Here is a 21,208-nt window from a genome sequence, read left to right on the forward strand (position 1 = left end):
GGGGATATGCCTAAAAATTTTTGCACAAAACAATCGATAAATGGGTAAATGTTGCAATATGAACTAAGCTATATATGTTCAGCTGATTACCAATCTGTATTTAGGCCTTGGTGTGACTCGAATAAACTCTCGTCAATTACAGCGTTATCACTACAGTAATAAATTTTTTATTGCTTTAGCGACATTATGTATAACTTTAATTATTGCTGCGTCTATTTGGCTGGCGCATTTTAATTTTAAAACGAGTTATAAGTCGTACCGCTCTGAATTAAGTGAATCTTTGTCATTTACCCGCGCAAACCTAGAAGCTTCACTAGCGAAAGACTTACTTGTGACTCGAAGTATTCGCAGTTATATCGCCACAAACCCAGAGCTTGATCAGGCTGAGTTTTCCTCTTTTGTGCAGCAATTAGTGGTTAGTGACAATCACGTTCGTAATGTTGGGGCTGCTAAAGATCTCGTTCTTAATTTAATTCATCCTTTGAAGGGCAATGAAGCGGCGTTAGGGTTAGACTTCCGTAAAAATCCGGCACAACGAGATGCCGCACTCAAAGCGGTTAAAGAAAAAAGCATTGTGATTGCTGGCCCATTAAATTTGGTTCAAGGCGGTGTTGCATTAGTTGCTCGTGAGCCAGTTTTTAGTGCTCAATCAGGCCAATTGTGGGGACTGGTTTCGGTAGTAATCGATATCGACCGTTTATTAGCCAATGCTGATATAAGCAATCACCCTAGTTTAGATATAGCATTGCGCACCAACGCCCCACTTACATCCAACGAGAAAGTATTTTTTGGTGACCCACAACTGTTTAATCAAGATGGTGTGCTGACCACTCAAGTGAACTTACCTTATGGAAGTTGGTTTATGGCTGCCTATCCTCAAGGTGGCTGGGCAATCGAACTGTTTCCCCTGGAACATATTTGGTTGACTGCGATTATCGTTTCATTGGTTATTTTATTATTTGTTTATTTGTATAAAAACCAGCAGCAGAAAGCTGTTTATCAGCGAGAGCGCTTGTTATCTGAGAAGCGTTTGCGTGCAATTTTTGAAGACAATCAAACCATTATGATGTTGTTTGATTGTGACTCAGGAGACATCGTTGAGTTTAACCCAGCTGCCTGTCAATACTATGGCTTTAGTCAAACTCAGTTGAGTGCTAAGTCAATTCAGGAGTTAGGCAATGCTGAGCTTAGCGAGTATTTAGCTTGTTTAGAAGAAGACAAAGGTTCAACTGCAATATTCACCCATACCTTGGCGCAGGGTCAATTGCGCCAAGTTGAAATTCAGCTTAGTCCGTTGGAACTAGATAATATACGTGTGGCCGTAGCTGTCATTAAAGATGTAACCGAGCAGCTTAGGTTTGCTGAAGCCTTGCAACAAGCAACTCGACAAGCAGAGCAAGCAAGCCAAGCTAAGTCGCAATTTCTGGCGAATATGTCGCATGAAATCCGTACACCTATGAATGGTATTTTAGGTTTAGCTGATTTATGTTTGGCGACAGAACTTAATAATACTCAGTTAGCCTATTTACGTAAGATAAAACTGTCTGCGGATAATTTGTTACATGTAATCAACGACATTCTGGATTATTCTAAAATTGAGGCTGGCAAGCTGAGCATAGTTGAAGAGGATTTTTGTTTAGATAGTGTTGTGCAAGGAGTTGCAGCATCTGTCGGTCACTTTAATCTTAAACCTGACGTTTTATGTTTGTTTGATTTAGGCTGTGAACCTTTACCTAAAGTTGTTGGTGATCCTAATCGATTGCACCAAGTACTAGTGAATTTGTTATCCAATGCGATTAAATTTACTGAGGCAGGCCATGTTATTTTACAGATTCGGTTGGTAGCGAACGAGTGCAATGATAAATTGCAGATAGAGTTTTCGGTTAATGATAGTGGTATTGGTATACCCGTTGAGCAGCAACAAGCTTTATTTGCGGCGTTTAGCCAAGCGGATGGGTCTACATCACGTAAATATGGTGGGACTGGCTTAGGCTTAGCGATTAGTCAAAATTTGGTGAAGTTGATGGGAGGGACAATTCAATTAACCAGCGAAGCCGGGTGTGGTAGTTCATTTTACTTCAAACTAGAGTTTGCAAAATCACACCGTCAAAATGCGTTATACATCAAGCGTTCTGAGCACGCTTTGGCAGTGATTGCCGATCCTCTTGAGCAGACTATATTTAGTCAATACGCAGTAAATGTTTTTCAATCTTGCCAGTTAGTTGAACTCGAAGATTTATTAAGCAGTTGTTATCAAGTGGAACCAGAGTTTGTTTTTCTCGACCTTGCGCTTGGCGAAACTCAAATAGCAGAGTTACTACGTCAGACTAATATACCAACAAATTGCTTTGTTTTATTGGTTGCGCGCTTAGATGGACAGTCGGCCGCAGCAATGAAAAGGCTCAACATTCATACCTATTTGTTAAAACCATATTCTTTGGGCAATCTAGTGAGTGTGCTAGAGCAAAGTTCAGAGCCAGTAGATGCGCATCAGCCGAGCACTAGTTTTCAATCAAAGCTACAAACACTGGAGGGACGTAAAAAAATTCTATTGGCCGAAGATAATGAAATTAATGCCGAAATAGCCATAGCACTGTTGACCCAACAAGGTTTTGAGGTTGTGCATGCGATTAATGGTAGTGAAGCGCTCGAGCTTATTGATCAAAGTTTTGCTTTGGTGTTGATGGACGTGCAGATGCCAGAAATGGATGGATTGACAGCAACTAAGCTTATTCGACAACAATATACGGCTGAGCAGCTGCCTATTGTTGCGATGACTGCACATGTGATGCCAGACGAGATCAGCAAATGTCAGCAAGCAGGGATGGATGCCCATATTGGTAAGCCGTTTGGCCGTCAGCAACTATTCGATACAATCGACCAGCTTTTATGCGTAGAATAAGGTCAAATATAGATGACCACCCCAAACAATTAGCGCGGTTAATAGACTTAAAGCAACCGCTGCAGATGCCATGTCTTTGGCGCGACCAGCTAGTTTATGGTGTTCCAAACCAATTCGGTCGACTGTTGCTTCAATTGCTGAGTTGAGTAATTCGACTATCAGGACCAAGATCAGTACCGACACTAATGCGACAAAACGGCTAAGTGATTGACTGGTAAAAAATGCCACCGGAATCAACAGAAAGACTAATACCAGTTCCTGTCTGAATGCTGCTTCATGTTTAAATGCCGCTTTTAACCCTTTAAATGAACAACTGGCTGCTTTTATTACGCGGCCAAAACCTGCACCATTAGGTTTGTGAGTGGTTGTGGATTGATTGTCAGACGTGCTATTCATGTTTGATCTGTGTGGTTTGATGCGTGATTAAGTGTAAAGAGTGTCGAATATTTATTGATAGGTTACAATAGGCAAATTATGAATTTGTTATTACAACAACCGCAATAGCCTGAATTTTATGTCCGTTTATCCAGTACCAGCACAATTTCATCAAGTTGAAGAAGTGATTAAAAACAGCCGTTTTATTACACAGATTTTTCCTGTGCAAGATAACAATCATGCTAAACAAATCATTCAACAGCAAAAAGCCGCTTATCCAGATGCCCGCCATCATTGTTCTGCTTTTGTTGCCGGTGCACCGAATGATTCAAATGAATATGGTTTTTCTGATGACGGAGAGCCATCTGGCACCGCAGGCAAACCCATGTTGGCGGTATTGCAAGGTTCTGGTTTGGGTGAAGTCCTGGCTATTTCTATTCGCTACTTTGGTGGGGTTAAACTCGGCACGGGTGGATTGGTGAAAGCCTATGCGGGTGGGGTTAAACTTGCGCTTGAAACTTTGCCAACCATTGAAAAAGTGATCCGGCAGGAATATCAATTAACCTGTGAATATCATCAGTTTGATCAAATTCAATATTGGTTAAAACAATACGATGGGCAAATTATACAAACAAACTATACAGATAATGTTCGATTGCTGCTTGCACTTGACGCAACGAACAGCGAGAATTTCGCTAACAAACTAAAGGATATGCAGCTTAAACTGCAAAAATTACAAAAGTGAACCTCTCCTAACCATGAAATATCGCGCGATAATAAGAATACTAGGCATTTTGGTCGGCATATTTAGTTTTACTATGTTGCCGCCAGCGTTAGTTTCACTGATCTATAAAGACGGCGGTGGTTTGGCTTTTGTTTTAGCTTTTGTCGCGAGCTTTTTAATTGGTTTAACCATGTGGTATCCAAACCGCCAACAAGTCAGTGAATTAAAAGCACGTGAAGGCTTTTTAATTGTTGTGTTGTTTTGGACTGTGCTGGGCCTTGCAGGTTCATTGCCGTTTGCTTTTATGAGTGCGCCGTCAATTAGTATGACGGATGCGATATTTGAAAGTTTTTCAGGTCTAACTACCACAGGGGCAACCGTTTTAACGGGCTTAGATTTTTACCCAAAAGCTGTGTTGTTTTACCGCCAACAACTGCAATGGTTAGGTGGTATGGGGATAATCGTGTTGGCTGTGGCTATTTTACCTATGTTAGGCGTGGGGGGGTTGCAGTTATATCGAGCGGAAACGCCAGGCCCTGTCAAAGACTCTAAAATGACTCCGCGTATTGCCGATACAGCCAAACACCTTTGGTATATTTATTTAACTTTAACCATTGCTTGTGCGGTTGCTTATTGGGCGGCAGGCATGACTTTTTTTGATGCCATCTGCCATTCTTTTTCAACTATCGCTATTGGTGGCTTTTCTACCCATGATGCCAGTTTGGGTTATTTTGATAGTCCAATTATAAACTGGATCTGTGTGGTGTTTTTGCTGATATCTGGGGTTAACTTTGCATTGCACTATGGAGTGGTTAAAACCCGTTCTATTTTTACCTATTTTAAAGATCCCGAGTTTAAAATATTTTTATTGATTCAGCTTGCACTTACATTGTTGTGCTTTTCTGTGTTGTGGCAGCATCAGGTATACGACACTGCTGAAACAGCGTTTAACCAAGCGGCATTTCAAGCTGTGTCTATTAGTACAACTGCTGGGTTTGCGACCGATTCATTTTCTGATTGGCCACTGTTTTTACCGATTCTATTGTTGTTTGCCAGTTTTATTGGTGGCTGTGCTGGTTCAACCGGTGGTGGTTTAAAAGTAGTGCGGGTAGTCTTGCTATATTTGCAAGGGGTGCGTGAACTGAATCGTTTAGTTCACCCAAAAGCCGTCTTCTCTATTAAGTTAGGTCGCCGAGCTTTACCAGATAAAGTAGTTGATGCGATTTGGGGGTTCTTCTCAGCTTATGCGTTAGTGTTTGTCGTTACTATGATAAGCCTAATGGCTACAGGCATGAATGATTTAACTGCGTTCTCTGCCACTGCTGCTTGTTTAAATAACCTTGGTCCAGGTTTAGGTGAAGTCGCTGCACACTTTGGCAATATTCCTGATACCGCCAAACAGATTTTAGTGGTTGCTATGTTATTTGGCCGACTAGAAATATTTACTTTATTGGTGTTATTTACCCCGACATTTTGGCGGTCTTAATTTTAATGCTAGAAAAACAGCGCAGTTGGCTGGAACAGTTTTTCAACTTCTGTGACGTATTTTTTCTCGACCAAAAATAAGATCACATGGTCATTTGACTCAATCACTGTGCTGTTATGCGCAATAATCACTTCGTCTTTTCGTACCACTGCACCTATAGTTGTGCCAGGTGGTAGTTTGATATCTTTAATTTGCCGGCCGACTACTTTTGAGGTTTCTTTATCACCATGGGCAATTGCTTCTATTGCTTCAGCAGCACCGCGGCGTAAGGAATAAACATTAACTATGTCGCCTTTGCGCACATAAGTTAATAACGCCGAAATAGTCGCTTGTTGCGGAGAAATGGCAATATCAATTTCACCACCTTGAACTAAATCAACATAAGCTGTGTGTTGGATCAGCACCATGGTTTTTTGCGCGCCTAAACGTTTGGCGAGCATGGCCGCCATAATATTTGCTTCGTCGTCATTGGTGACCGCAATAAATACATCAACTTGTTCTATATGTTCTTCATTGAGTAGTTCAGGATCGGCCGCATCACCACAAAAAACGATAGTGTTTTCTAAGTTTTCCGATAAATGCGCTGCTCGATCTGGGTTGCGCTCAATCAATTTTACTTTATGCGTGCTTTCTAACTGGCGGGCTAAACCTTCACCTATATTGCCACCACCGGCTATCATAATGCGTTTATACGATGCTTCGAGTTTCTGTAGTTCACTCATTACCGCACGAATATGTTTGGTTGCAGCAATAAAAAATACTTCGTCATCTGCTTCAATCACAGTTGTTCCGAGCGGACGAATAGGGCGGCCTTGGCGATAGATAGCCGCAACACGGGTATCTACGTTTGGCATGTGTTCACGTAACGCAGATAAAGCATGGCCTACTAACATACCACCATAATAAGCTTTTACCGCAACCAAACTGGCTTTTCCGCCTGCAAAAGCCATTACCTGCAATGCGCCTGGGTAGTCAATTAGCCGCTTAATATATTTAGTGACCAATTGTTCAGGCGAGATAATATTATCTACAGGCATATCATGATCGTGAAATAGTTGGGTGCGGTATTTTGTGTACTGTTCTGACCGTATGCGCGCGATTTTATTCGGCGTATGGAATAGGGTGTAGGCTACTTGGCAGGCAACTATATTGGTTTCGTCACTATTGGTTACCGCCACTAATAAATCAGCATCTTCAGCACCGGCTTTTTTCAAAACATCTGGGTGGCTTGCTTGGCCGACTATCACTTGAATGTCGAGCTTATCTTGCAATTCGCGCAAACGCATTGAGTCGGCGTCAACCAAAGTGATGTCGTTTTTACTTTTGTGTTCGCCAACTAAGTTTTCCGCTAGCGTGGCGCCAACTTGACCTGCCCCTAAGATAATTATTTTCATAACTGTGCTGATTTACCTGAGTTTTTTATGCTTGTTTTTTCAATACAGCGTAATAAAAGCCGTCCATATTTTGTTGGTTTGGCAATATTTGCCAACCAGGATCTGCCGCTGTATCCGAGGCAAAAATACTTTGCAGCTCTGCGTCCGATGTTTGTGCTAGAAATTGGCTGATCTGCTGTTTGTTTTCTTGCGGCAATACTGAACAAGTTGCATAGACTAACGTGCCACTCGGTTTGAGTATTTGCCACATTTGTTTAAGTATTTTTTGCTGCAGTTGTGCAAGTTGCTGAATATCATCTTCGCGGCGTAAATATAAAATATCTGGATGACGACGAATGACACCTGTTGCAGAACATGGTGCATCTAACAAGATGCGATCGTATAAAATACCATCCCACCATTGTTGTGGCTCGCTCGCATCGCCAGCAATTATATGTGCTTGTTGATTAAGTCTTTCTAGGTTTTGTTCAACCCGCTCAAGTCGCTCAACTTCAATATCTAGTGCATCTACTTGCGCTTTAGGTGCTAACTCCAAAATATGCGTGGTTTTGCCACCTGGAGCTGCACAAGCATCTAATATGCGTTCACCATCTTGTGGTTGTAATAAACGCGCAGCATTTTGCGCCGCTGCGTCTTGCACTGTGCAAGCACCATCAAAAAAGTTTGGTAGTTTATCAACGGCTGTTGGTGCTGCTAATTTAATACTGTGCGGATTTTTTTTATCGGCACTAAAGCTAATGTCAGCCTGCTGTAGCAGTGCATAATAATCTTGTGCATCTGCATACAGTTGTTGGTTTATACGCAGCCACATAGGCGCTTGCTGCAAATTGGCGGCGATTATTTTTTTAAAGCTTTTTGGATAAGCCTGTTTTAATTGTTTAACCAACCAGTTGGGGTGGGTAGCTTGCACATCTTGTGGGTTATCCAAAACTAAAGTTTCACGCTCACGCTGAAATTCTCGCAGTATCGCATTTATCATGTTAGTAAACGCATACAAACCTATTTGTTTACTGGCTTCTACGGTTTCGTCTATTGCTGCATGCTCTGCCGCTTTTTCATCAAGTAATTGATAGATACCAATCGCTAACAAATAACGTAATTGGTTAAGTTCTGGTTTTAACTTGGTATGGCACAGTTGATTAATCAACCGATTCAGTTTGGGAAATTGGCGCAAACAGCCATAACAAAAATCTTGGATTTGACCTTTTTGTGAAGCAGATAAATCTTTAGGCAATTGTGCGATACAGGCCGTAAGCGATTTTTGTTCATCTAGTACAGCATAGATAATTTGCGCACTGAGCGCGCGAGTATTTAACACAATTGTGTTCCTTGTTTAAACCAGTCTGCGCGGCCGTTTAATATATCGACAACTGCCAATGGTTTTTTACCTGGCAGTTGTAGTTCAAGTAAACGTAACACACCTTGCGATGTTTGCACGTCAATGCCCTGTTTGTTCGCTTGCACTATTGTGCCAGCTGGCAGCTGCTTATCAGAGCTTAATACTTGTGCTTTATGCACTTTTATTGCTTGGTTATTACAGTTAAAGAAGGCCATAGGCCAAGGATTAAATGCGCGAATATTACGTTCAAGTTGAGTTGCTGGTAGTTGCCAATCAATCAAAGCTTCTTCTTTGCTTAGTTTTTTTGCATAACTCGCTTGGCTGTCGTTTTGGGCTTCAGCAACGGCAGTGCCAGCTTCAATTTGTTGTATGCAATCAATTAAAGCTTGTGGACCTAACTCTGCGAGTTTGTTGTATAAGCTGGTTGAAGTATCCTGTGGATCAATTTTTATCTGTGCTTTTAGCAGCATATCTCCAGTGTCTAAACCAATATCCATTTGCATTATGGTTACACCAGCATATTCATCACCTGCCCAAATGGAGCGCTGAATTGGTGCTGCACCGCGCCATTTAGGTAACAGCGAACCATGAACATTTATACAGCCTAACTTTGGTGTGTCTAAAACAGCTTGTGGTAACAACAAGCCGTATGCAACCACAACCATTAAGTCTGCATTTAACTCGGTAAGTTGTTGTTGCGCTTGTGCATCTTTTAACGATTCAGGCTGAAATACGGGCAGGTTGTTCTCTAATGCCAGTTGTTTCACCGCGGATGCTTGCAGTTTTTTCCCTCGACCAGCTGGTCTATCAGGTTGAGTATAAACCGCTATGATTTCATGCTCAGACGACAACAATGCCGCTAGATGCTGTGCGGCAAAGTCAGGTGTGCCTGCAAAGATAATTTTTAACGCCAAATCAGTACCTTATTTTTTTGCTTGTTTTGCAGCAAGCTTAGCTTCTTTCTCTAATTTCTTTTTGATCATTTGCCTTTTCAGCGGTGACAAATAATCGACAAATAGCTTGCCGTTCAAATGATCCAATTCATGCTGAATGCAAATAGCCATTAAACCATCCGCTTTCAGGCTAAATTCTTCACCGTTTTTATCTAATGCTTTAACCGTGACTACATCAGCTCGTTCAACTTTGGCGTAGACACCAGGAAAAGACAAACAGCCTTCTTCATGAATACGATGACCATCTGCTTCAATGATTTCCGGATTGATAAATACTTTAGGATCGTTTTGCTCTTCGCTGCAATCAGCTACAAAAATTCGATGAATGACGTCTACTTGAGTAGAAGCCAAACCAACGCCTTGTGAGTCATACATGGTTGCAATCATGTCATCACAAATGGTTTTAATTTCGTCTGTTACTGTTTCAACCGGACGAGCGACTGTGCGCAATCGCTCATCGGGAAATTTTAATACTTGATAAATCGCCATAATATTGTGTAATTTTAACTACTTTTGTGTAAATTTTAAGTTATGCTGTAATGCTATACTTATTTAAAGACATTTTATAACTATTAGACGCAATATTCATAATAATTCGTCACACAAGGACGCTGTATGTATAAATATTTTAAATTTTGCCTTTTATGCATGTTAATGGTGGCAACTCACACCTTTGCTGATGTACTTAAAATTCGCGATGATGCCCCACAAGAATATGTAGTTAAAAAAGGCGACACGCTTTGGGATATTTCAGCTTTATTTTTAAACTCTCCGTGGAAGTGGCCAAAGCTCTGGGGAATGAACCCGCAAATTGAGAATCCGCATTTAATCTACCCTGGTGATGTTTTAGCCTTGATTTATGATGAAAATGGCCAGCCTAGGTTGGTTGTTAAAACGGCCAGTAACAACAATGTGGTTAAACTTTCACCGACTAAGCGCATTCAGTACAAACGATATGAAGCGATCGCAACCTTACCGTTGAATGTGATTACGCCTTATTTAAACTATGAAAGAACATTATTTGAAAATGAATATGATTCAGCTTCTATGGTGATTGGTGGCGACACCAATACCAAAAATAAAGTCAAAGGTGATTTAGTCTATGCCACTGGGGATTTGGTCCAAGGTAAGTTATATGGGGTTTATCGCAAAATACGTGAATACGATACGAGCTTTTTTTCTGGTAAAGCTCAAGAACTGAAGCTTACAGGTACTGCAAGAGTTTTGACGGGTGAAGATGAAGAGAAGGACCATCCTGCACGTTTACGTATTGTTAGCAGTAAAAGTGAAATTCGTTCAGGTGATAAGTTATTGTCTTTATTGACAGATCAGTCCTTGCCTGCAACCTTTACTTTATCTATTCCGAACGAACAAATTTCTGCTGAAATTCTGACTTCCTCAAGTGGTTTATCTGAATTTAGTAAATTGGAGGTCGTGGTCATTAATTCCGGGACCAAGCAGGGGTTGAAGCCTGGTCATGTTTTGGCGGTTTATCGTCAAAGCCCAGATATTATTATGGATGACGATAAGCCTGTTTATACTGAAGATGCAGGGCGATTCAGTCAGTTTTTTCATCGTTTTAATCCGTTTAGTCAATATGATATGCCTTTTGAAGCCATTGGTAATCTAGTGGTGTTCAAAACTTACAATGAGCTCAGTTATGCTTTGGTCACTGATACAAAAAAGGCACTTGAATTAGGCGACAAAGTTGGCCTTCCTGAATAAGCAAAAAAATAAGGTTAGATTATGGATGATAATACTTGCGCATGGCTGCGCATTAAGCAACTTGGTTTGCGCGGTCGTAAGTGGATGCAGCAGCTGGCTTTTCGGCCTTTACACAAAGTTTTGCAAGATCCGGAACATAAGCTCATCCAGTATGGGTTTAAACCAGAGCATTTAACTGAATTAAATGCTCAGACCGAGCAATCAATCGAACAAGAATTAAATTGGTGCCGCCAAAGTACCAACCACCATATTATTCATTGGCAACATCCAGCTTACCCTGAGCAACTTAAACAAATAGCTTCAGCACCTTTGGTTTTGTACGCAATAGGCGACATTGATTTATTACAGCAAACGCAAGTCGCTATGGTTGGTAGTCGCCATGCTTCGCATTATGGTGCCGACAATGCATTTGCTTTTGCCAAAGATTTAGCGGCGCGCGGAATTATTGTAACCAGTGGCTTTGCCAGTGGTATTGACGGGCAAGCCCATAAAGGAGCCTTGGCCGCTAATGGCAAAACTATTGCGGTTTTTGGCACAGGGGTTGATGTGATTTATCCAAAGCGCCATCAAAGTTTATATCAGCAGATTGCTCAAACAGGACTCATTCTGTCTGAGTTCCCCCCAGGCACGCCACCACGGCCAAAACATTTTCCACGAAGGAATCGTTTGATCAGTGGTTTGAGTTTAGGCGTATTAGTGGTGGAAGCTGCCCCGAAAAGTGGTTCATTGATTACCGCAAATTATGCGCTTGAGCAGGGTCGTGAAGTTTTTGCCATTCCTGGCAGTATACACGACCCTCGAACTCAAGGTTGTCATCAAATTATTCAGCAGGGTGCTAAATTAGTAACGCAAACAGCCGATATATTAGAGGAGTTATCCGCTTGGCATTGGCAACAACAACCAGTAGAAATTGAAAAAAATTTAGAAAAAACACAAAAAAGTGACAAAGAAAACTTCACAAGTCACGAATTGTTGGTTAACTTAGACTATGAGGTCACCTCTATTGATGAACTGGTGGCAAGGACTCAGCAGTCAATCGAAGTAGTGTTATCTCAACTCTTGGATCTTGAAATTCAAGGTCTTATCGCTGCTACATCGGGTGGTTACATTCGATTGAGGAGGGAATAAATTATGTTTGATATCCTCATGTACTTGTTTGAGAACTATATTCATAGTGAAACTGAAGTGTTTGTTGATCACGATCAGTTGACTGATGAATTAATCAAAGCAGGTTTTGAAGTCGATGAGATTTATAAGGCACTCGACTGGCTTGAAAAGCTAGCCGATTTGCAAAACTCAGACGCAATTCCTTACCTAACTAAAAATTCACCGAACTCTTCGGCACGTATTTATACTGAAGAGGAAGTGATGCGTTTAGATGCACAGTGTCGCGGATTTATTATGTTTCTTGAACAAATAAACGTGCTCGACACCGAAACGCGTGAAATGGTGATCGACAGAGTTATGGCATTAGAAACACCTGAATTTATGTTGGACGACCTAAAATGGGTTGTACTAATGGTGTTGTTTAATGTCCCTGGGCACGAAAGTGCTTATACTCAAATGGAAGAATTGGTGTTCGAAGAACCTGATGGTCCATTGCATTAAATGACTTTCCCCTATGGAGCACCTTCTGGGCAGTAATGACTAAAGATTCAGCTTTATTTAAACAATTTGATAGCAAGCGTGAATCCTGCCCGGAGTGTGGTGAAGATTTAGTGTTTCGTAACGGCAAAGCTGGCCCTTTTTTAGGCTGTAGTGCTTACCCAAAATGTGAATATACTAAAGCTTTACATCCAGAACATGATCCAGACTTGGATCAATTGATACCAAATTCAGAGTGTCCTGAGTGTTCTAAACCTTTGGCGGTCAAACATGGTCGATACGGTATATTTATTGGTTGTTCAGGTTTCCCTGATTGCCATTTTATCGACAACAAAGACAGCCAGGAAAATACTGATACGCAAATAGAATGCCCTAAGTGTCATCAGGGGCACCTACTCAAAAAACAAAACCGCTTCGGTAAAACTTTTTATCCTTGTTCTGCTTACCCGAAATGCAACTATGCGGTTAACTTCCCTCCAGTTGCACAAAGCTGTGAAGCTTGTGGGTGGCCTATCATGTTGGAGAAATACTTGCGAGGTAAAAATGTACTGGTCTGCCCGCAAAAAAAATGTGGCCATAAAGTGTAAAGTGTTAGGTATAATGCCGCTATCTACTATTTAGCTGTGTATTTCGATGACTGATATAAACAATTCAACTGAACTTGAAATCGTCCAACAAGGTGGGGTAATTGCTTATCCTACTGAATCTTGTTTTGGTTTAGGTTGTGATCCGAATAATCAACAAGCCGTACTGAAAATCTTAGAGCTAAAACAGCGAGACATAAACAAAGGTTTAATTTTAATTGCCAGTGATTATTCACAATTATTACCTTTTGTTGATGATGCCAAAATTCCACAAGATAAACGTTATAGTGCATTTTCTCATTGGCCTGGGCCCTACACTTTATTATTGCCAGCTAAAAGCACGACACCTAAATTTTTAACTGGCCAGTTTGATACGATTGCAGTTCGAGTAACCGCGCACCAAGGTGCACGCGACTTGTGCCGACGCTTAGGTCACGCTTTGGTATCAACCAGTGCTAATTTAGCTGGTGAAGAATCGGCTAAATCAGCAGGTGAAGTGGCACGTGTATTTGCTGACCAGATTGATTTGATTGTAGCGGGAGAAATTGGTCAATCGGCTAAACCTAGCACTATTATTAATCCTTTAACTGGCGAGGTATTTCGCGCGTGATGCAAATTGATATTCAAACCGTTATTCAGTACTTCCAATCATTACAAGATAATATTTGCCAAGCTTTGGAGCAAGCCGATGGTCAAGGTAAATTTGTTGAAGATAACTGGCAACGCAAAGAAGGCGGTGGCGGTCGAACACGTGTGTTAACTGATGGCGCTGTGATTGAACAAGGTGGGGTTAATTTTTCATATGTGAGTGGTGACGCCATGCCGGCTGCTGCTACTGCACATCGGCCTGAATTAGAAGGACGTCGTTGGCAAGCTTGCGGTGTTTCGCTGGTTATTCATCCCAAAAATCCACATATTCCAACTTCGCATGCAAATGTACGTTTTTTTATGGCAGAAAAAGATGGTGCTGAACCAGTATGGTGGTTTGGTGGTGGTTTTGATTTAACCCCTTTTTATCCTGTTGAAGAAGATGTTGTGCACTGGCACCAAACTGCGTTTGATTTATGCAAGCCGTTTGGTGATGAGGTTTACCCTAAATACAAACACTGGTGTGACGAATATTTTTATTTAAAACACCGTGATGAAACGCGTGGAGTTGGTGGGTTATTTTTTGACGATCTTAATCATTGGTCATTTGAAAAATGTTTTGATTTTGTCAAAGCTGTCGGCCAAGGTTATATTGATGCTTATGTGCCAATTATGAACAAGCGTAAGGATGTTGGCTACACAGAAGCGCAGCGTCAATTCCAGTTATATCGTCGTGGCCGTTATGTTGAATTTAATTTAGTTTTCGACCGTGGTACTTTGTTTGGTTTGCAGACAGGTGGGCGCACTGAGTCGATTTTAATGTCTATGCCGCCCTTGGCCCGTTGGCAATACAATTATCAACCCGAGCCAGGCAGCGCTGAAGCTATTCTGTATCAAAAGTATTTAAAACCACAGGACTGGTTAGCTCTAGCTTAGATTAATCAGTGTTGATCATGTGCGTCGCAAGCTGGTAAAAGCTAGCTTGCAGCTGGCGGCGCAATAATTTATCTGTAACCACTTCTTCTAACGCTTGATTCATACATAACATCCATAAATCTCGTTGGTGAGCCGTTACCTTAAATGGTAAATGACGCGCACGTAATCTCGGGTGACCATATTTTTTTTCAAATAATCCAGGCCCACCTAGCCAACCAGATAAAAATTCAAAAAACCTTACTCTTATGCTGTCTAGCGGCTTAGGATGAATATCCAATAAATCTTTAGCGTGTGGATCATTTTCCATGAAATCATAGAAACGATTCGCAAGTAATCGTGTTGCGCTTTCCCCGCCTATCGCTTGGTAGGGTGTTTGCGGTTTAGTTGGTTCAGATATGTTGAGCAGCTTTTTAAGCATAAAAAAATTGATAGTCGTTTAAAAAGGCTATTCTAACTTAAATCTACTGATGAGCAAAAACGCTGGCAGGACAAATAGCAAAATTGTTCTATGCTTATTCTTATCTCTCGAAGAATTTCACTAGGTATAGCTGGTCAATAATGTATCGAGCGCTGAATTCAGTCAAATCTCCACATAGTTTATATGCATTAAAAATAATGCTGAGTTTATTATTATGTTGGCAGTTGTCCTATTCTACGTCGGCATATTCTCAACAAAAACAACCAATTGTTGCTTTGTATATTCCGTTGGCTGATCACTATGCTGCGCTTGTTGCGTATGAAAAGTATCGTGAGCAAATGAAGTTTGCTGATTTTCAAATTAAACAAATGCAAAGTTGGGATTTACTCCGAGCATATTTTTATTCAGAGCAAGCTGATATGGCGTTTGTAATGAGCCCTCTTGCGATGGATATGTTTTTAGAACGAGCAAATTTTAGATGGATTGGTTTAATGCATCGTGATGGGAATGCTCTGGCCATTAATGATGCTGTTGCACGAAAAGTCCGTTTAGCAACTAAACGGCAACAGCGTAAACCGACCGCAGAACTTGCATTGGCGCTCAAAGAGTTGTCTCATCATCAAATTCGACCACTCGAGATTGCTGTACCGCATATTAAATCAACTCATTCGGTGGTCTTATACAAGTTTTTATCTCAGTACAACGTCTCTGTCGGGTTTGATGTGCACAAAAACGTGGATATTCGGTTGGTTGGTATTGCACCGCCTAAAGCGCCCTTACATATAAAAGCGCAGAGTAACCGAGGGATCGCGGCAGCATTTCAGCAATCGCTGCCTTGGGCTGATGTAGTTGAAACCGGTGGTTTTGGGCATGTTGCTTGGTATTCCAAAGACGTGTTGCAATGGCCTAAAGGACACGTTGAGTGCATTACCCTAGCAAAAGATGCTTCTATTTTGCATAAAAAAGATGCTGTATTAGAAGTTAAACACTTTATTCAGCAAGCTGGTGCGGACATAGAGCTGGCTAAGACTGAGGGTGGGGCTGCACTAGAACAAATTGTACAGATTATCCAAAAGCATATCCCTGCACATAACCGAGCTGCCGTAGTTGCAAGTTTGTCGCCACAGTTAAATGCGATTAACTATCATGATTTAGAGCTTGATAAAGCTGGTCTTGAACTGGTGATGAAATACGCAGTACGTGCTGGCATTTTATCTCAACCTATCGATATTGAAGAGTTTGCCCTTGAAGAGGGTGAGTATGAATAATATTGGCCAATCTAAACATAAAACTTATACCAAATTGAGCCGCAGGTTACTGTTATTCATTGTTATCCTCACCATAGTGCCGATTATCTTTGTATCTTTTGTTGGGTATCAGCAAGCTAAGCTAGGCCTAGCAGAGCAGGCAGAAGACAAGTTGAGGCAAACTTCTAGGTTGACGGTTAATTTTATCGACAATTGGTTTGATTATCGACTCATGGACATAGCGAGCCAAGCACAATTACCCCACTATTGGCATTTGCTTGAGCAGCTTAGTTTAGGCTTAGCGCATAGTAAGCTAACGGCTGATGTTTATGTTAAATCGTATGCTTGGGCGCAAATAGTCCATGAGCACCAAGCACCGATTAGGCAGTTTTTTAATGGCTATGATTATATCGATGACCTCTATTTGATTGATAGTTCAGGTAATATTCTCTTTAGCGTGCTTAAAGATAAAGACTTTGGACAAAATCTCTTTTCAGGTTCAGCTAACACCAGTCGTTTCGCGCAAACGGCCAAACAAACTTTGACGACAGGCAACACGCTATTTTCAGATTTTGAGTTCTATCCAACCAAAAGGCGAGGTAACTATCCAGTTTCTGGTTTCTTAACAGCAGCATTATTAACGCCAGAAGGTAAGCGCATTGGTGTATTGGCGCTCAAAATATCGCTAGAACGAATCTTAAACCTAATGGAAAGTTTGCCAGACCAAAGTTTAATCATGAACCAATATTTGGTCGACACTGACGGATACTTAAGAACGCCGCAAGATAAAGGCCAGTGGCAAACAGTCTTTGAGCAAGAAGTTGATTTTAGTTTGTTGATAGATGGGTATGACCTGGATTCAGATCTATACCGCTATAAAAATAATTTAGGTATTTCTGTGATCGCGGCTGTGCATGATATCACAGTGAAGAATATTAGTTGGAAACTTGTCAGTGAAGTTTCGACTCAGCAGGTATTTTCTAGTGCAAATGGTATTGGTCTGATAACCATAGGCGTGGTGCTATTGACCAGCGTTATCGTGATTCTATTGGTATGGTTTCAAAGTAATAAAATTACCCAGCCATTGGTTGAGCTGACACGCTCAGCAAGCAAAGTCGCTCAAGGCCAACAAAACGTGAGAGTGAATGTATCAACGGGTGATGAAATAGAGCAGTTAGCGGATAGTTTTAATGACATGTTAGTGCAAAAGCATCAGCATGAGCTAAGCATTATCGAAAAATCGAAACAATTAGCTTTGGTTGTTGAAAGTGCACAGGTAGGCACTTGGGATTGGCATGTCGAAGAGGATAGAATCTATGTCAACGATAAATGGGCTGAGATCATAGGGGCATATAAAACGGATATCGCCGATTATTCATTAAATATTTGGCTGGAGGGGGTTCACCCTGAAGATAAGTACCGAGTGTTTAAAGCTTTTATTCGGCACCGAAGAGGGAAAGCCAAACGATATGAATGTGAATTTAGGTATTGGCACAAAGATGGTCACTGGGTTTGGTTATTTGCGACCGGTTTAATTGTTGCGCTTGGTCAACAGCAACTGCCTGGGCGTGTGTTAGGTACGCATATGGATATTTCCGACCGCAAACAAGCTGAATATGAATTGATTGCTGCTAAGGAGTTAGCAGAGCAGGGGGCTAAAGCTAAAAGTGAATTTTTAGCCAGTATGAGCCATGAAATTCGTACACCAATGAATGGTGTATTGGGGATGCTCGGGTTATTAGTTGATTCAGAACTTTCCGCACAACAAAAGCATAGAGTAAAGATTGCCTATACCAGTGCAAAATCTTTATTGACGCTGATTAACGACATTTTGGACTTTTCCAAAGTTGATGCCGGTAAATTAGAATTGGAGCTATTAGATTTTAATTTACCACTGATGTTAGGTGAGTTTACTGAAGCGATTGCGTTTCAGGCTAACTCTAAAGGGCTCGAAATTATATTGGATTTGCGTGGCGTAAAACTCAACAACGTTAAAGGGGATCCGAGCCGTTTACGTCAAATTTTAACTAACTTGGTCGGTAATGCGATTAAGTTTACCGAGCAAGGTGAAATTAGTATCAAAGTCGAATTGTCTGAAGTGGTAGTGAATAAGCAAACGCGACTAAAGCTGCTCTGCTCCGTTAGTGACACAGGGATCGGAATTTCTGCAGATAAACAAGCTTCGTTGTTCTTACCTTTTCATCAAGTTGATGCTTCAACCACTCGTAAATATGGAGGCACTGGCTTAGGCCTTGCCATTTGCCGCAAGTTGGTGGAGTTGATGGAAGGACATATTCGAGTCCACAGCATAAAAGACAGAGGCAGTACGTTTTTGTTTGATGTTTTGTTAGATAAAAGTACTTTAGCTGAAGCCGAGATACCTAATGCAGATGTAACCAACATGCATGTTCTCGTAGTGGATGATAATCATACTAATTTAGATGTATTTCGCAGCCAATTAGGTTGTTGGGGAATTAAAGTAACCGAAGCTTACAGCGGTCAACTAGCTTTGGATTTGTGCAAATTAGCTAAAGTTAAAAAGCCGTTTGATATCGCCTTTTTAGATATGCATATGCCTCACATGGATGGAGTTGAACTAGCAGAGCACTTTAAAGCTAATCCACAAACTCGTGATATACCATTAATCATGATGACCTCTTCTGGGCAACCAGGCGATATTCGCTATATTGCCGACATTGGATTTGTTGGTTATTTTTCCAAGCCGACAACTGCAACTGATTTACTTGCAGCTATCTCAATTGTGGTCGATGGGGGTGACGTATTGCAGCAAGCCAAGCCGCTAATTACCCATGAGTATATTCAAACACTCGCAAGTTCGGAACCAAAAAAACAAGCGGCCAAACCATTTGAATCAAGTTATAGCTGGACACAAGGAACTCGGGTTTTACTTGTAGAAGATAACCCCATCAATCAAGCGGTTGCAGAAGCAATGTTGGGGAAACTGCATCTCACTATTGATGTTGCTGATAATGGTGTTCAGGCGTTAAAGATGCTCAATGCAGCAAACCAGACTTGCCCTTACACCTGCATATTAATGGATTGCCAAATGCCAGAAATGGATGGATATGAAACCACACGACGTATTCGAAATGGCGATGCGGGTGAGGCGTATAAAAGGGTAACAATTATTGCGATGACTGCAAATGCAATGGAAGGCGATAGAGAGAAATGTATTTCAGCAGGCATGGATGATTATATTGCTAAACCAATAGACCCCTTGGTACTTGAGAATAAGCTACTTAAATGGTTGAGTTAATTTGCTCAAGGTTAAGTGATGAGTATACTAGTGGCATTGTTGGCATGAATAAGAATTCACGAAAATGGATAAGTACGCAGTTTTTGGCAATCCGATTGTACAGAGTAAATCGCCTTTAATTCATAGAGAGTTTGCCCGTCAATGCAAGCAAGATATGCAATATGAGGCAATATGGGCACCAGATGATGGTTTTAATCAGGCATTGGATACTTTTTTAGCCTCAGGTGGTCAAGGTTGCAACATCACTGCCCCTTTTAAACAAGATGCTTTTGCGCGTGCTGATGTTTTGACAGAAGGCGCTCAGCTTGCAGAGGCAGTTAATACGTTAAAATTACTACCGGATGGCAAGTTACTTGGTGATACAACTGATGGTCCTGGTTTTGTTGGTGATTTATTGGATAACCAAGTTCAACTAAAAGGTGCGCGTATTTTACTGATTGGTGCTGGAGGAGCGGCTAGTGGAGTACTTAAATCTTTGCTGGAGCAGCAGCCAGATGAACTTATAATCTGCAATAGAACCTATAGCAAAGCAGCTGCATTGGCCAACAAGTTTTCACCATACGGGAACATCAATGCTGTTGAAATTACTAGCCTAGCTGGCGACTTTGATTTAATTATCAATTCTACTTCAGCTGGCCTTTCGAAAACCTTACCACCAGTTCCAGCGACTATATTCTCAAGCCACTCAGTTGTGTATGACATGGTTTATTCTGATCAGATAACGCGATTTAATCAATGGGCGAGTGAGCAGGGGGTTACAAAAACAATTGATGGTATTGGCATGCTGGTAGGGCAAGCCGCGGTTAGTTTTGAAATATGGCGAGGAGTTAAACCCGCAACACAACCCGTCATTGCTATGCTGAAAAAATAATCTAATTGTTAGCCTGTAAACCAAGTGTGGAATACAGGCTCACTAAACTAAAGCTCTTTTGGCAGCTGTTGTGCTAAATATTGATCTTTGAGCTCAACATAATTGATTGCCGATTGTTTTAAAAAGGCAATTTCGTTATCGGTTAGTTTGCGTTTTTGTTGAACTGGGCTACCGACGTACAGATAACCTGAGACTAGTTTTTTACCCGGTGGCACCAAAGAGCCAGCACCAATCATAACGTCATCATCAATTATTGCACCATCTAATACAATTGCTCCCATACCAATCAAAACGCGGTTACCAATATAACAACCATGCAGCATAGCTTTGTGCCCAACAGTTACATCATCCCCTATAATAAGGGGAAAGCCCTTTGGGTTAGCCTGACTGAAACGAGTAACGTGTAAAACAGAACCGTCTTGCACATTTGTTCTTTGACCTATCTTTATATAGTTAACGTCACCGCGAGCAGCTACTAACGGCCATATACTAGAATTTTGGTCAAGGGTTATATCGCCAACCAGTACACTGCTGTCATCAATATATGCATTGTCAGCTACTGTAGGGGTGATCTTATTATAAGGGCGCACCTGATTCATATTATGTCCTTAATCGATATTAGTTGTTGCCTAGCTGCAATAATACTAGCGCACTTCTCAACCAAACGAATATATTTTGTTGTAGTACAACTATTGTTAGTAGCTAAATTGGCTGTAGTGATGCGATTGGCAAGTGGTTTAGTGGCAAAAATGCATTAAAAATAGCCGTTTCGTACGTTAAATGA

General features: G+C 41.2%; 19 protein-coding genes. 12 read left to right on the top strand and 7 right to left on the bottom strand.

Features of this window, described 5'->3' with window-relative positions; genetic code table 11:
* The first annotated feature begins 112 nt into the window (after positions 1 to 112).
* Entirely contained in the window at positions 113 to 2,902 is a 2,790-nt protein-coding gene (locus DS2_RS19710; RefSeq protein WP_051479680.1) for an ATP-binding protein, read from the top strand.
* Here the strand turns inward: DS2_RS19710 and DS2_RS06560 are convergent.
* Entirely contained in the window at positions 2,888 to 3,298 is a 411-nt protein-coding gene (locus tag DS2_RS06560) for a diacylglycerol kinase (protein ID WP_035013864.1), read from the bottom strand. The two genes, DS2_RS19710 and DS2_RS06560, sit on opposite strands and share 15 nt — an antisense overlap.
* A 118-nt stretch (positions 3,299 to 3,416) precedes the next feature.
* Between DS2_RS06560 and DS2_RS06565 the strand changes: the two genes are divergently transcribed.
* Entirely contained in the window at positions 3,417 to 4,022 is a 606-nt protein-coding gene (locus DS2_RS06565) for a YigZ family protein (protein WP_035013865.1), read from the top strand.
* 13 nt (positions 4,023 to 4,035) lie between these two features.
* Positions 4,036 to 5,487, top strand: a complete 1,452-nt coding sequence (locus tag DS2_RS06570) for a TrkH family potassium uptake protein (protein WP_035013866.1) — start codon at positions 4,036 to 4,038, stop codon at positions 5,485 to 5,487.
* A gap of 8 nt (positions 5,488 to 5,495) precedes the next feature.
* On the opposite strand, the gene trkA is transcribed toward DS2_RS06570, so the two are convergent.
* Genes trkA through def form a run of 4 tightly spaced genes read right to left on the bottom strand, consistent with a single transcriptional unit; the run spans position 5,496 to position 9,662 of the window.
* The gene (gene trkA, locus DS2_RS06575; RefSeq protein WP_035013867.1) at positions 5,496 to 6,881 is read right to left on the bottom strand and encodes a Trk system potassium transporter TrkA; all 1,386 of its coding nucleotides are present in this window, start codon (positions 6,879 to 6,881) and stop codon (positions 5,496 to 5,498) included.
* A gap of 25 nt (positions 6,882 to 6,906) precedes the next feature.
* The gene (gene rsmB, locus DS2_RS06580; protein WP_035013868.1) at positions 6,907 to 8,199 is read right to left on the bottom strand and encodes a 16S rRNA (cytosine(967)-C(5))-methyltransferase RsmB; all 1,293 of its coding nucleotides are present in this window, start codon (positions 8,197 to 8,199) and stop codon (positions 6,907 to 6,909) included.
* On the bottom strand, positions 8,193 to 9,134 hold the full coding sequence (gene fmt / locus DS2_RS06585; RefSeq protein ID WP_035013869.1) for a methionyl-tRNA formyltransferase: 942 nt from the start codon (positions 9,132 to 9,134) through the stop codon (positions 8,193 to 8,195). The genes rsmB and fmt overlap by 7 nt, the downstream gene beginning before the upstream one ends.
* Before the next feature lie 9 nt (positions 9,135 to 9,143).
* Entirely contained in the window at positions 9,144 to 9,662 is a 519-nt protein-coding gene (def, locus tag DS2_RS06590; RefSeq protein ID WP_035013870.1) for a peptide deformylase, read from the bottom strand.
* 126 nt (positions 9,663 to 9,788) lie between these two features.
* Here def and DS2_RS06595 point away from each other — a divergent pair, with 126 nt between their 5' ends.
* From DS2_RS06595 to hemF, 6 genes are read left to right on the top strand one after another with little or no spacing between them, the layout of a single operon-like run.
* Positions 9,789 to 10,898, top strand: coding sequence for a LysM peptidoglycan-binding domain-containing protein (locus DS2_RS06595; RefSeq protein WP_035013871.1), 1,110 nt, complete (start codon positions 9,789 to 9,791; stop codon positions 10,896 to 10,898).
* A 21-nt stretch (positions 10,899 to 10,919) separates the two neighbouring features.
* On the top strand, positions 10,920 to 12,026 hold the full coding sequence (gene dprA, locus DS2_RS06600; protein ID WP_035013872.1) for a DNA-processing protein DprA: 1,107 nt from the start codon (positions 10,920 to 10,922) through the stop codon (positions 12,024 to 12,026).
* 3 nt (positions 12,027 to 12,029) lie between these two features.
* Positions 12,030 to 12,506 carry a DUF494 family protein gene (locus DS2_RS06605; protein WP_035013873.1) on the top strand — a complete coding sequence of 159 codons (477 nt, stop codon included), beginning with the start codon at positions 12,030 to 12,032 and terminating at the stop codon, positions 12,504 to 12,506.
* Positions 12,507 to 12,541: 35 nt separating this feature from the next.
* On the top strand, positions 12,542 to 13,090 hold the full coding sequence (locus DS2_RS06610; protein ID WP_035013874.1) for a type I DNA topoisomerase: 549 nt from the start codon (positions 12,542 to 12,544) through the stop codon (positions 13,088 to 13,090).
* 46 nt (positions 13,091 to 13,136) lie between these two features.
* Entirely contained in the window at positions 13,137 to 13,697 is a 561-nt protein-coding gene (locus tag DS2_RS06615; protein WP_035013875.1) for an L-threonylcarbamoyladenylate synthase, read from the top strand.
* Entirely contained in the window at positions 13,697 to 14,611 is a 915-nt protein-coding gene (gene hemF, locus DS2_RS06620) for an oxygen-dependent coproporphyrinogen oxidase (RefSeq protein WP_035013876.1), read from the top strand. Before DS2_RS06615 ends, hemF begins: the two co-directional genes overlap by 1 nt.
* A 1-nt stretch (position 14,612) precedes the next feature.
* Here the strand turns inward: hemF and DS2_RS06625 are convergent, their stop codons facing one another.
* On the bottom strand, positions 14,613 to 15,029 hold the full coding sequence (locus DS2_RS06625; protein WP_035013877.1) for a group II truncated hemoglobin: 417 nt from the start codon (positions 15,027 to 15,029) through the stop codon (positions 14,613 to 14,615).
* A gap of 140 nt (positions 15,030 to 15,169) precedes the next feature.
* On the opposite strand from DS2_RS06625, the gene DS2_RS06630 reads away from it, so the two are divergent.
* The 3 genes from DS2_RS06630 to aroE all read left to right on the top strand — a co-directional run bounded on the left by DS2_RS06630 (position 15,170) and on the right by aroE (position 20,424).
* Positions 15,170 to 16,297: an ABC transporter substrate-binding protein gene (locus DS2_RS06630; protein WP_051479681.1), complete on the top strand. Its 1,128-nt coding sequence runs from the start codon at positions 15,170 to 15,172 to the stop codon at positions 16,295 to 16,297.
* On the top strand, positions 16,290 to 19,553 hold the full coding sequence (locus tag DS2_RS06635) for a response regulator (protein ID WP_051479682.1): 3,264 nt from the start codon (positions 16,290 to 16,292) through the stop codon (positions 19,551 to 19,553). Before DS2_RS06630 ends, DS2_RS06635 begins: the two co-directional genes overlap by 8 nt.
* 64 nt (positions 19,554 to 19,617) lie before the next feature.
* Complete coding sequence (gene aroE / locus DS2_RS06640; protein WP_035013878.1) at positions 19,618 to 20,424, top strand: shikimate dehydrogenase; 807 nt, start codon at positions 19,618 to 19,620, stop codon at positions 20,422 to 20,424.
* A gap of 47 nt (positions 20,425 to 20,471) precedes the next feature.
* Here aroE and DS2_RS06645 read toward each other — a convergent pair whose 3' ends face one another.
* Positions 20,472 to 21,023, bottom strand: coding sequence for a gamma carbonic anhydrase family protein (locus DS2_RS06645; RefSeq protein ID WP_035013879.1), 552 nt, complete (start codon positions 21,021 to 21,023; stop codon positions 20,472 to 20,474).
* Between the last annotated feature and the right edge of the window lie 185 nt (positions 21,024 to 21,208).

The organism is Catenovulum agarivorans DS-2 (assembly GCF_000568405.1).
Lineage (GTDB): Bacteria > Pseudomonadota > Gammaproteobacteria > Enterobacterales > Alteromonadaceae > Catenovulum > Catenovulum agarivorans_A.